At 51.7% G+C, this 12,270-nt stretch carries 8 protein-coding genes and 2 pseudogenes; 6 read left to right on the top strand and 4 right to left on the bottom strand.

Features of this window, described 5'->3' with window-relative positions:
- Window positions 1-53 precede the first annotated feature (53 nt).
- Window positions 54-3,140, top strand: a complete 3,087-nt coding sequence (locus Pan54_RS07330) for an efflux RND transporter permease subunit (protein ID WP_146502869.1) — start codon at window positions 54-56, stop codon at window positions 3,138-3,140.
- A 262-nt stretch (window positions 3,141-3,402) separates the two neighbouring features.
- On the opposite strand, the gene Pan54_RS07325 is transcribed toward Pan54_RS07330, so the two are convergent.
- Entirely contained in the window at window positions 3,403-3,933 is a 531-nt protein-coding gene (locus Pan54_RS07325; RefSeq protein ID WP_146502868.1) for an integrase core domain-containing protein, read from the bottom strand.
- A gap of 34 nt (window positions 3,934-3,967) precedes the next feature.
- Between Pan54_RS07325 and Pan54_RS07320 the strand changes: the two are divergent.
- A pseudogene (locus tag Pan54_RS07320) lies at window positions 3,968-4,456 on the top strand (transposase); the annotation flags it as partial.
- Window positions 4,457-4,801: 345 nt separating this feature from the next.
- Window positions 4,802-5,299 carry an ADP-ribosylglycohydrolase family protein gene (locus Pan54_RS07315; protein WP_146502866.1) on the top strand — a complete coding sequence of 166 codons (498 nt, stop codon included), beginning with the start codon at window positions 4,802-4,804 and terminating at the stop codon, window positions 5,297-5,299.
- A gap of 210 nt (window positions 5,300-5,509) precedes the next feature.
- Here Pan54_RS07315 and Pan54_RS25765 read toward each other — a convergent pair whose 3' ends face one another.
- Window positions 5,510-5,650: a hypothetical protein gene (locus Pan54_RS25765; protein WP_165441640.1), complete on the bottom strand. Its 141-nt coding sequence runs from the start codon at window positions 5,648-5,650 to the stop codon at window positions 5,510-5,512.
- Window positions 5,651-5,760: 110 nt separating this feature from the next.
- Between Pan54_RS25765 and Pan54_RS07310 the strand changes: the two genes are divergently transcribed.
- Window positions 5,761-6,786: a reverse transcriptase domain-containing protein gene (locus Pan54_RS07310; RefSeq protein ID WP_165441639.1), complete on the top strand. Its 1,026-nt coding sequence runs from the start codon at window positions 5,761-5,763 to the stop codon at window positions 6,784-6,786.
- Here Pan54_RS07310 and Pan54_RS07305 read toward each other — a convergent pair.
- Together Pan54_RS07305 and Pan54_RS26290 are read right to left on the bottom strand one after the other, a co-directional pair.
- Window positions 6,668-7,531: a hypothetical protein gene (locus Pan54_RS07305; RefSeq protein WP_146502864.1), complete on the bottom strand. Its 864-nt coding sequence runs from the start codon at window positions 7,529-7,531 to the stop codon at window positions 6,668-6,670. The genes Pan54_RS07310 and Pan54_RS07305 overlap by 119 nt on opposite strands.
- A 320-nt stretch (window positions 7,532-7,851) precedes the next feature.
- Window positions 7,852-8,340 (bottom strand): annotated as a pseudogene (locus Pan54_RS26290) (transposase); the annotation flags it as partial.
- Between the two features lie 810 nt (window positions 8,341-9,150).
- On the opposite strand from Pan54_RS26290, the gene Pan54_RS07295 reads away from it, so the two are divergent.
- Window positions 9,151-9,543, top strand: coding sequence for a hypothetical protein (locus Pan54_RS07295; protein WP_146502862.1), 393 nt, complete (start codon window positions 9,151-9,153; stop codon window positions 9,541-9,543).
- Between the two features lie 213 nt (window positions 9,544-9,756).
- Window positions 9,757-11,979 (top strand): FAD-dependent oxidoreductase, encoded by a 2,223-nt coding sequence (locus Pan54_RS07290; RefSeq protein ID WP_165441638.1) that lies wholly within the window; start codon window positions 9,757-9,759, stop codon window positions 11,977-11,979.
- Window positions 11,980-12,270 lie beyond the last annotated feature (291 nt).

Here is a 12,270-nt window from a genome sequence, read left to right as displayed (position 1 = left end):
GAATAGTTTTCCTGATTACTGATCTTCTTTTAAGCCTGGCAAGGCCACCATTCATGAGTTGGTTGATTTCGACTTCGTTACATTTTCGAGTTCTGGTTGTGGCATTTGCAATCGGCCTGATTGTCTTTGGCATTGAACGATCAAGCGAAGTTCCGCTCGATGTCTTTCCGGAATTTGCCCCACCAGTGGTTGAGATTCAAACGGAAGTTCCCGGCGTCTCGACGGAAGAAGTGGAAAGTTTGATCTCCGTCCCAATCGAAAACGCTCTCAACGGGATTCCCTTTGTCGAGACGATTCGATCAAAATCGGTGTTAGGTCTCTCGTCAGTTCGGCTGATCTTTCAACGCGGTACAAATCTGATCACGGCTCGTCAACTCGTTCAGGAACGGCTCTCACTGGCGGCTCCCCAATTGCCGACCGTTGCCCGTCAGCCAATTATTCTGCCGCCTCTCTCCTCGCTCAGTCGAGCCATGAAAATCGGATTGACCTCAGAAGAGTTGTCGCAGATGGACTTGACCGTCCTCTCCAAATGGACCATCCGTCCTAAGTTGATGTCTATCTCCGGAGTTGCCAACGTCGCAATCTGGGGAGATTACGACCGGCAGTTTCAAGTGCTGGTGAATCCCGATCGACTGAGAGCCCATCAATTAACGCTCGATGAAGTTACCATTGCGGTTCGCAAATCGACAGCCGTCGGTTCCGGAGGTTTTGTCGATCTTTCCAACCAACGTCTCTCTATCCGTCAGGCGAATTCGGTCTCCACTCCAGAAGATCTGGCTAATACAGTGGTGGCCTGGCGAAACGGGGTTCCCTTGCGATTGGCAGATGTCGCTGATGTTAAAATCGGCTCGCCTCCACCAATTGGCGATGCCGTCATCAACAGCCAGATGGGAATCATGCTCATTGTCGAAAAACAGCCGTGGGCCAATACACTCGATGTGACTCGCAATGTCGAAGCCGCGATGGAAGATCTCAAACCCGCTCTTGAGGGCGTTGAAGTCGACACGACCATCTTTCGCCCTGCTACGTTTATCGAGCGTGCTCTAGACAACCTCACGCATTCCCTGCTGATCGGTTGTGTGCTCGTGATCGTCGTTCTCTGTTTTTTCCTGTTTGACTGGCGAGCGGCATTAATCAGCAGTACAGCAATTCCACTTTCACTCATTGCGGCTGTCACCGTTCTGTATTACCGGGGCGGAACAATCAACACGATGGTGCTGGCCGGGCTGATCATTGCACTGGGGGAAGTTGTCGACGATGCGATTATCGATGTAGAAAACATTCAGCGTCGTTTGAGGTTGAATCGACTTCGAGAAACCCCTCTGCCCCTTTTTCAAGTCGTGCTGGATGCCTCCATGGAAGTTCGCAGTGCTGTTGTGTATGCCAGTATTATCGTGGTCCTGACTTTGGTACCCGTCTTTTTTCTCGATGGCCTGGCCGGTTCGTTCTTTCAACCATTGGCGGCCTCGTATGTACTGGCGATTCTGGCATCTCTGGCCGTAGCCCTGACAGTCACGCCGGCAATGTCAATGCTGCTGCTTTCGGGATCAACAAAAACGCACCGCGATGCACCTCTGGTTCGATTTCTGAAACGCATCTATGAAGGCATCCTGCCCTTTCTGATCAAGCGATTTTCCATTGCCGCGATCCTCGTAACAAGTCTACTTGCCGTCGCAGCCTTCTCGGTCTCCTACCTGGGCGAAGAACTGTTGCCGAAGTTTAAGGAAACCGATTTTCTGATGCACTGGGTTGAAAAGCCGGGGATTGGCATTGATGCCATGAACCGCATCACCATCCGAGCCAGTGAAGAGATGATGGCGGTCGATGGGGTGAGAAATTTCGGAGCCCATATTGGACGTGCAGAAGTAGCCGATGAAGTCGTCGGCCCCAATTTCACTGAACTATGGATCAGTATTGATGAAGATGTTGACTACGATAAAACCGTGGCCTCGGTTCAGGAAATCGTCGATGGGTATCCAGGACTGTATCGAGATCTGCTGACTTATCTCACCGAACGAATCAAGGAAGTTTTAACCGGAGCCAGTGGGGCCATTGTCGTGCGAATTTATGGTCCGAATCTCGATGAATTACGAACGACTGCCAATGATGTCTATCAAGTGATGGGCGAAATTGAGGGCGTGGTCGGGCTCAAAGTCGAACAACAGGTTCTGGTTCCGCAGATTATTGTCCGCATTCGTAGCGAAGATGCCATGACGTTTGGGCTAACGCCTGGAGATATTTCTGCAGCGACGTCATTGCTCGTCAATGGTCTGCAGGTTGGTGAAATCTTTGAAGATCAGAAAATCTTTCGCGTTATGGTGTGGGGCGAAGAATCTATTCGACACGATCTCGATGCCCTGCAGAAACTGATGATCGATACACCTTCTGGTGCCCAGGTTTCACTCGGTGATGTGGCTGATATTACAATCGAGCCTGCTCCGAATGTGATTACCCGGGAAGGCTCGTCGCGAAAAATTGATGTGTTATGCAATGTTGAAGGCAGGGACCTGAGCAGCGTCGCCAACGAAATTGAACAGGCCGTCAAAGGAAAGGTCAAATTTGGTCAGGGATATCATCCCGAGTTTCTGGGTGAATATGCAGAAGCGGCTGCGGCACGGCAACGAATCTTTGTATTGTCGATTTTTTCGGCTCTGGCAATCTTTCTGTTACTCTATGCCGACTTCCAGGCTTTCCGTCCTGCTTTGCTCATATTTATAACTCTTCCCTTCTCGATGATCGGAGGAATCGCCGGGGCATTTCTTTGTGGAGGGGTCATTTCTCTGGGCTCGTTAATCGGCTTTGTGACCGTGCTCGGAGTCGCTTCCCGTAACGGTATCATGATGATCGATCACTATCGGCATCTCGAAAAAGTTGAGAACATGCCATTTGGACCCGAACTCATTTTGCGAGGTGCCTCCGAGCGATTGGCTCCTATCCTGATGACAGCTCTGACAACCGGCCTGGCTCTGGTGCCAATTATTGTCGGCGGCAACATCCCCGGACACGAAATCGAATACCCAATGGCCTATGTAATTCTCGGCGGTCTGACAACCTCCACAATTCTCAACCTCCTGGTCGTCCCCACCTTCTACTATTGGCTAATGAAACCACGTGTGCAACAAACTGTGACTGTAAATTAGTCTCTGTTTTAAATAGAATTCGAATTCCCAGTAACAGCTTGAAATGGATGTCCAAAGCCCCCACCCGCCACTCAGGGTTACATTACTTTCCCTGCTGTTTGTCACAGCATTCTGGACTTTTCCTCGCGAGTTCTCATTACTTTGAGTATCAATGGTGTGAGACCCAATTCGGTCGTAAATTTCACTGCTGTTTGTCACGACATTCTGATATTTTCTATCAGAGTGTCCCGACACGCCGAGAGATAAACTACAGTCTTCTCGATCAAGCCACCTTCCGCTCAAACGACTTGATCAAGCCGCCAACGTATTTCTTAACCTCAATCTGGTCGATGGAAATGGTCTCCACTTCACCAGGCTCTTCGCGAATCGGTGGCAGGTGGTCACGCTCCATGTGGCTTCTATTTGTGTTGTAATAGCTCGTAAATTCATCCGTCAGATAATCGAGATGCTTCTTGCCAAACACGATAAACTTGTTGAGGCATTCCAGTTTAATCGTCTCAATAAACCGTTCGCACCGGCCATTCAGATTCGGTGAGGCTTTCGGTAACGGATTCGTTTTCATGCCCCCTGCTTCGACAGTTTCACGAAACTTTTTAGTGTACTTCGTATCTCGGTCGTGGATTAGGATCGCAGGACGTTTTTCGCGATCACAGGTCTGTTCGGCAAACTTTTTCGTTTGCCTGCACACCCAGGCCGAATTCGGCCGATAAGTCGATTCGGTTACGATCGCTTCACGAGTTTGCAGATTCAAAAACACCATCACATAGATATCCCGCAGCCCTCGTGCCGTCATCGATTTGACCGAAAAGAAGTCGCTGGCCCTGCGGTACCGGACGTTGAAAAGTTGGAGTTGCCAGCGGCGGGTTGTCGCCAAGGCCGAGCATCTCTCGAAAGGCGAGAACCCGCGGTTTGTGGTGACGAATCTGACAGAAGACCAGGCCGATGCCCGGACGCTGTATGAAGATCTGTATTGTCAGCGCGGCGAGATGGAAAACCGGATCAAGGAACAGCAGTTGTGTCTGTTCGCCGACCGGACGAGTTGTGCGACCATGCGGGCCAATCAACTGCGGTTGTGGTTTTCTTCGGTGGCCTATGTGCTGCTGGCGGCTCTGCGACGTCACGGCTTACAGGGAACCGATCACGCAAAGGCCCGCTGCGATACGATTCGCGTGAAGCTGCTCAAGATCGGGGCACAGGTGCGGGTGACGTGCCGGAAGGTGTGGCTGTCACTGTCGGAAGCATACCCGTATCGCGAGTTGTTCGGCCAGGTCTGGCAAAACCTGCAAGACCTCCCGCCGCGGCCTGTCCCTGGATGAGCCCAATCGGCTTCGAAAGAGTCCACCACAGCGCCCACCGCGCTCGCGGTACGCGCCGAACTGACAAAAACGGCCTGAAAACAGACCATCCACGACAAAAACGCCTCTCGACACCCCCTCCACGCTCCCAATCCCCACCCACCAAACCAAATTCCCGCCCCGCAAGCCCCCGGGAGAAGAAATGAGAAACCGGGTGAGAAATGCGGGCTAAGTCGATTTCAGCAAACAAGCAATGCACTATCTTCAGGTGACAGTTCATCCCATTCCAGCGGAAACGGCTCCATTATGCGTATTGCGCCAGTGCCGATCCGCTACTTAGATCGTTTCCCTGATCACATTGATTAACTGGCGACTCTCGCCTCCGAATCAAGTCTGCCGACGCATGCCAGTCCCCAATGTTTATCGGCCTGCCGGTACATGGCACTCGTGCTGGCAGGTCTGATGCAAGGATTGGACAGAGATGAAGTGTTGGCCCCCGATTGGGAACCGCTTACACAACTGAGACAACTCGAACCGCTTCATCCCGAAGTCGAAGAAGTGGCAACGGGAAGTTTTCGACAGCTTCAACCGCCTGCTATCAAGGGCAGTGGCTACGTCGTGAAAAGCCTGGAAGCCGCGCTATGGGCGTTTCACGATGCCCAGGACTTCCGAGAAGCCGTACTCAGGGCCGTGAACCTGGGAGATGATGCCGATACAACGGGAGCCATCTGCGGTCAGTTCGCGGGGGCCTACTGGGGTGAACTTGGAATCCCTCAAGATTGGTTAGACGGACTGGCAAAAAAGGAGATGATCGAGAACGCATTGATGGGACTGATGAGTGACAATGCAGGTCAGACTCGTTAGAAACCAGTTTTGCTATGATGAACTGGGAGCGTGACGTTGATGTAATCCATTCCAATCAAATCTACTGTCATAATCCTGGTACTTGACACGCAGAATGAGGTTCAACGCGCATAAAAAAGCCGGGGAGGTTATCCCCGGCATCGACTCGGTGGAAACCGGTCGTATCGCTGGAACTGACGGAGTCGTTGAAGAAGAAGATACTAAAGAGCTCTAATCCTCAGTCATCTTCTCCCATTTCGCTTTCGCCTTAGCCTTAGCCACCACTTTATCAATACGTTCCTGATCAACTTCCAGGAAACCATATTGAGCAGCGACTTGAAGGATTTTGGCGACGTCAGATCCGTCATTCACAAAGGCCATCCCAAATGCGTTCCTATTTGCCACGGCAAAAAGGTGACCGAGAGATTTGCACTGGTCAGGAGGCTTTCGCTCAAAGACGCAAGAAACGAAAACGGCAGAAGTTGCTAGCCAAAGGTATGATCACTCTGAAGTTGATCGCCGATCACGAGTTTTTATTGCAGTGCTTTAAAGAGTTACGAAGCGAGGGAGGCTGGGGAGCGGGAAAGGATGGAATATCGTTTGCAAGTTTGTCACCAGGCGAATGGGCGAACGTGTTTCGCACACTTTCAAAAACACTTTTGAAATCTCGTTATCGTCCGCTCGAAGCCAGGAAAGTTCCCATTCCCAAACCTGGAACATCGAAGAAGCGGATTTTAAGCATTCGATCGATCTGTGATCGTGTTGTCGCGAAAGCCCTATACACTTTACTTGAACCGCATATGAACCAACTCTTCTTGAATGGCTCATGGGGATTTCGAAAAGAACGTGGAACGCTGCAAATGCTTGAGCAAATGAAACGAAGGATTCAAGAAACCGGACGTACGGTTTTAGTCATCGACGATGTTCGCAATGCGTTCGACAGGATTCGTGTATCTGATCTGATTAAATCGCATCGAAAAGCTCAAAAGGATTTGGCAAAGCAGGGGGGTAAATCATCGGTTGAGATCAACGATTCAGTAATCAAACTGATCGCCGTGATGGCTCAAGATACAGACCAGTCAAGAACGATTGGCATCGACCAGGGTAACAACTACTCTCCTACAGCCCTTAATGTATTGTTACACTATGTACATGACTTGCCGATCACTTCGGCATCTCATTTTCCGTTTTGGTTTCGGTACGCGGATAATCTCGCTTACCTTTGCCAAGACGTGCCCGAAGGCCACCAAGTTCGGCAACAGGTCCAGCATCTGCTGGGTAAATCCAAACTCGAACTGAAGGGTGAAGGAGGGGGAATCTTTGATTTGCAAAGGGACACAGCAACCTTGTTGGGTTTCGGACTGCAAATAAAAGATAACGAACTTTCCTTCACTCTGACGGAACAGGCTTGGAACAACCTGGAGTTGCAACTTGCTGAATCCCATAACGCACTAAACCCAAGTAAGATCGCCCTTGAGGTGATAACAGGTTGGGTGAACCCGAAGTGACTCGCCGCCGACCTGGATGGAGACCTTCTGGCGTGTAATCTGCGCAATCAACAGGATTCGACAGGCGATCGCAACCATCAACTTTCCAGCCCCGTTTCTGGTACGAGATTCGCCGCCACTTGGAATGTTGGCGAAGGTGGGGATGATGGCGGTCATTCACATCAATGATTGTCAAACTTGCTGGGACCATATCTCCGGATACTAAATAGTCAGGGGAGACAGGTGGTAATCCCGTACCTGCATCGGCGCGAATCAAAATCCCGATCGACCCCAGCTCTGCGAATCCCTGAGTTGTGACGATAATATCATCAAACTTTCTGGCGGTTGTCTGTTTACCTGCTTCAATGGCGGCCAGTACTTTCGGAGTCAGCTTTGCCGTATTGCTAACCTTGCCCGCAACAATAGGCCAGTCTGGCAACCAACTGTGCAGACGAGCGGCATGTTCGACATTCTCTACCAGAATCGCCACTCTTTGCCCAAGTTTCGAGTACAGTGCTTTCGCGATGCTTTTGTATTTCTTCGTGAGTGCTTTATCGTCCGATTCCGTGATTGCCTTCGCCAGTCCTGCGATCAGTCTGTTTCTGGTTGGGTTACGCCAAATCAACTCCTTTTTGATGTCCAAGGTTGTTGCATCGACAGACAATGTGTTGCTGCCAGTGAAAGTCCATGTTGTCACATGAATGGGAAGTTCGCGGAATCCATGCTTGGGGATGAAGAGTCTTTGTGAACCGAAAAGGGAGCTCATTAAAAATAAATGCTGCGGTGCGAGAGAGTGATCTTCATTTAATAATCCGTAAATCCTCGACTTGAGAACGGGAAGCCAATCTTTGCTGCTAAACCAAACCTTTTTATCACTAACCCGCATTTCTCACCCGGTTTCTCATTTCTTCTCCCGGGGGCTTGCGGGGCGGGAATTTGGTTTGGTGGGTGGGGATTGGGAGCGTGGAGGGGGTGTCGAGAGGTGTTTTTTTGGTGCCAGGTCGGATTTCAGGCCGTTTTTGTCAGTTCGGCGCGTACCGCGAGCGCGGTGGGCGCTGTGGTGGACTCTTTCGAAGCTGATTGGGCTCATCCAGGGACAGGCCGCGGCGGGAGGTCTTGCAGGTTTTGCCAGACCTGGCCGAACAACTCGCGATACGGGTATGCTTCCGACAGTGACAGCCACACCTTCCGGCACGTCACCCGCACCTGTGCCCCGATCTTGAGCAGCTTCACGCGAATCGTATCGCAGCGGGCCTTTGCGTGATCGGTTCCCTGTAAGCCGTGACGTCGCAGAGCCGCCAGCAGCACATAGGCCACCGAAGAAAACCACAACCGCAGTTGATTGGCCCGCATGGTCGCACAACTCGTCCGGTCGGCGAACAGACACAACTGCTGTTCCTTGATCCGGTTTTCCATCTCGCCGCGCTGACAATACAGATCTTCATACAGCGTCCGGGCATCGGCCTGGTCTTCTGTCAGATTCGTCACCACAAACCGCGGGTTCTCGCCTTTCGAGAGATGCTCGGCCTTGGCGACAACCCGCCGCTGGCAACTCCAACTTTTCAACGTCCGGTACCGCAGGCCCGGCGTTTCTGGTAGGTACAGATTCCCGGCCACATGATGCTTCGGGCGACTTTCAAACAGAACATTTTCTACGTGGTAACCGTCGCCCTGCAGATTCCCGGTAATGCAGGCATTCAATGATGTTCGCAGCGGGAACTCACCGATCTGTTTGAGAAAAAATGTCCTGCGTTCCTCCAGCCAGCTCTCACAGGCGGCTCGACTGTTGATCTGTTCAAATGCCTCATTCCGCATTGAGACTTTTCGTATGATTTCCGATTTGAGGGCGACATCCAACAGCCGATCAGCTGGCACGTCGATTTTTATCTCCGACAATACCGACCAATTGTTTTGTGCCACCGAAGTTTGGCAGACACCAGCAACGAACAGTACAGAACACAATTTAAGCAGGTGATGCACGGCTGACCTCTGAATTCAAACGAGCTGATCAAGGAGGATATCAGCAAGTATCGTGGTTGAGAAACTGAACTGGTGCAAGTCTCAGCAAAGATTAAGCCGGAGCGGCAAGCCTCATCCAATAAGTAATCATTGATGGTCAGACACGACCATCAGCTACCTTCTGGCACAGCGAAAGTGATGTGTGCTCCAAAATGCAATGGAAAGGATTTAACAAAGCTGGTGGGAATTACCAACTCAAATATGAACGCATAGGCTACGATTTTTATGCCCATTTGAATCGGTGGGGATGAAAAGCTCGATGATCTGCAGTTTATCGCAGCACTCGCTGAGCATGCTGAAGAGCTCAAACATTGCAGTTACAATCCAAGCTGCCGCGTAGCTGCTCACATGAGCAAAAGGAATAATATGAGTACAAGATCCTACATGATGTTGATGGCACTTTTCCTCGCTGGTCTCGGAATCGGATGTGTCAAAGGCTGGAAGATGGACTATGAGCTGCCTGCGGCACAGTTTCATCAAGCGGTTCTCGCGTCACAAGGAGAAGCGTTCATTGGTAAGAAGATAACAGTCCAGGGGACGGTGAAGAAGGTTGAAGTCACCGATCCGGATTCAGCATGGATACACCTGTCCGGCGGAATACGATGCAACCTCGGCAAGTTCAAGGACATGGCAGAGAGCTGCAAGATTGGAGATACCGTGTATGTGGATGGTTTCCTCGAGCATTGCGAGGAAGGTGACATGCTGATTGATCCGGCAACACTCAGGGACCCAACTGCGCCATTCTCGCCAAGGCAGTAGAGATCCCGGACATACCATTTAACGGCCTGATTGAGTATCTTGATCGGAATCATCGAGAGGAATTCAGTAATGCAATCACAATCTGGAAATAACGAACCGTCAACCAAGAGCAAATTGTGGCAGCGACTGCACTTCGAGAAAGTGTTGGTAATGGGGCTCCTGTTCTTTTTATGCACCAGCGGTGCGGAATGCCGCGAACCGTCTGGCCCAACGGTGCATAACCTGGGTATACCAGGAGCCAATAGTCGCGAAGGTTTGGCTCGACTGCCTCGGGTACTGTCTGAACAACCAGATCACGTGGTGATCTTTTTTGGCATGAACGACGCGCTGAACTCCAAGAAACTGTTGGGCTTAGCCGAGTTTAAAAAGAATCTGACAGCGATGGTCACACTGGCACGGAAGTCCCATGTCAAATCGGTGTTGCTGGTCACAATTCAGCCGATCGATCCGGCTTATTTAGCCGAGCGTCATCCCCAGCATCCTCAACGCGAGCGACTGCAGGAACACTTGGCAGAATATGACCAGGCCGTCCGTGAAGTGGCCCGACAGACTGAGGCGATTCTGGTTGACTGGCGGGCACGTTTTTTGGCCGAAAGCCCAGGGGACACGATCGAGGACGCGGTGGCAGATCGCCGTGAATGCCTCAATCTCTGCGTCGCCAACAGTGGCACTCGTAATGGCAATCATCCGACTGCACAAGGCTACCGGTTTCTCGCAGACGAGGTCGCCCAAGGCCTCCGTGGACGGGTCAAGATGGGAGAGGAGATCGCCTGCTTCGGAGATAGCCTGACCCACGGTAGTCAAATGAAAGGCCAAGGCACAGCGACCGAGCAAACCTATCCAGCCTACCTGCACCGTATGCTCTCAGAAGACCCTCTGTACGACGTGGTGGTCTACGGAGATAGTTCTGCGGGTGTCGTGGCTGCTGTACAGGCAGCGCGGATGGGAAAGAGAGTCGTACTGATCAGCCCCCACGGGAAAGTGGGTGGCCTGACCGGCTCGGGACTCGGTGCTACGGACATCCCCGAGTTCCAATCAGTCGGAGGCATCTCGCGGGAGTTTTACCAACGCATCTTCAAGTATTATTCTGATCCGGCGGCCTGGCCCCGGGACAAGCCCGAATCCTATTTCGAATCAATTAGACATCGCGTGTTTACGGGGCGTAATCTAAATCTCAAGATGATGTGGGTCTTTGAGCCCAGCGTCGCACGATTGGTATTCGAATCTATGCTTGAAGAGGCAGGTGTCGTCGTCATCCGCAACGAGCGGCTGGATCTGGCCGATGCCGTTCGGATGGTCGACGGATCAATCCACTCGATCCGGATGGAGAGCGGACGCGAAATTCGTGGTCGTGTCTTTATCGACACCAGCTACGAGGGAGACCTGATGGCCAAAGCGGGGGTGTCCTACTTCGTCGGGCGAGAGCCCAACAGTCAATACGGCGAAACGCTCAACGGGATCCTACCCGGACCGGTCGTTGGAAAAGATGGCGTGTCTATTAGCCCGTACGTCGTCGAAAATGATCCCGATTCTGGTTACCTGCCCTATCTGCTGCCCGATACGCCCGGAAAGCGTGGGGAAGGCGATCGGCGAATTCAAGCGTACTGCTATCGCATGACACTTACCGATGCGAAAGAAAACATGCGGCGGATCACTAAGCCAGCCAACTACAACCCCCTTTGGTTCGAGCATTATGCACGTCTTCTGGCGATCGATCCTCATGCGGGGATCAATTCAGGGATCATCACCGTAACGCCGATGCCGAATCGGAAGATCGACATCAATCACTGCGATTTTGTCGGAGCTAATACCGAATGGCCGGAAGCCGGGTATGAGCGGCGAGCCGAAATCGCGCAGATGCATAAGGATTACGCGTTGGGAAAAGTGTGGTTCCTACAGAACGATCCGCGCGTTCCCCAACCCCTCCGCGATAAGATGGCGAAATATGGTTTACCGAAGGATGAGTTCACAGATACAGACAACTTCCCTTATCAGATTTACGTTCGCGAAGCCCGTCGCATGCAAAGCGACTATGTGATGATCGAGTTGGATATCATTGGCAAGCGTGCCTGTGATGACTCGGTCGGCGTGGGAAGCTATTGGTTCGACTCGCACGTGGTAAGCCGCTTTGTTGATGCTGAAGATAAGGTTAGGGAAGAGGGTGGGTTTTGGAAAAAGCGATACAACTACCCAATCAGTTATCGGTCACTCCGCCCTCGTAAGCATGAATGCACGAATCTGCTGGTGCCGGTGTGTCTGTCTGCCTCCCACGCGGCGTATGGTTCAATTCGCATGGAACCAGTCTACATGGTGCTCGGTCAATCCGCAGGAACCGCCGCGGCCATTGCGATCGAGAATGGTTCTTCTGTCCAGGATGTCGACTACACAGAGTTGCGTAAGCAGCTTTGGGCTGACGGCCAGATTCTCAAACCATGATTTCGATTCTGAAGGGTGTCGAAACATCCTTCAGGGAGATTGACAAATTTTCCAACTGAGGCGAGCGGAATCAGCCAGTCGTTGAATCCGCAGACTTCGAGGACAGCAATGAACGATTCGTTGTGCTCAATACGGCGTTGTTTGAGTTGGTCAAAGAATTGTAGAATCTTGCCTGGCCGAGTGGAGACCTGTCGAGCGAGCAGGACGTTGCCCTGCTGGTCTCTTAAGGAGACGGTCAGTTGTCGTGCATGTTGATCAATACCGAGAAATAGTATGGTCGTCCTGCTGTGA

This window comes from Rubinisphaera italica (assembly GCF_007859715.1).
Taxonomy (GTDB): Bacteria; Planctomycetota; Planctomycetia; order Planctomycetales; family Planctomycetaceae; genus Rubinisphaera; species Rubinisphaera italica.
The sequence above is the reverse complement of the archived record's forward strand: the minus strand, read 5'-3'. Positions and strand labels throughout refer to the sequence as shown.

Excerpts from the sequence above, each read along its gene's own strand:
- Pan54_RS07330 (WP_146502869.1), top strand. The coding sequence starts at position 54 with ATGAGTTGGTTGATTTCGACTTCGTTACATTTTCGAGTTCTGGTTGTG.
- Pan54_RS07325 (WP_146502868.1), bottom strand. The coding sequence starts at position 3,933 with ATGACGGCACGAGGGCTGCGGGATATCTATGTGATGGTGTTTTTGAAT.
- Pan54_RS07305 (WP_146502864.1), bottom strand. The coding sequence starts at position 7,531 with ATGAGCTCCCTTTTCGGTTCACAAAGACTCTTCATCCCCAAGCATGGA.
- Pan54_RS07295 (WP_146502862.1), top strand. The coding sequence starts at position 9,151 with ATGAGTACAAGATCCTACATGATGTTGATGGCACTTTTCCTCGCTGGT.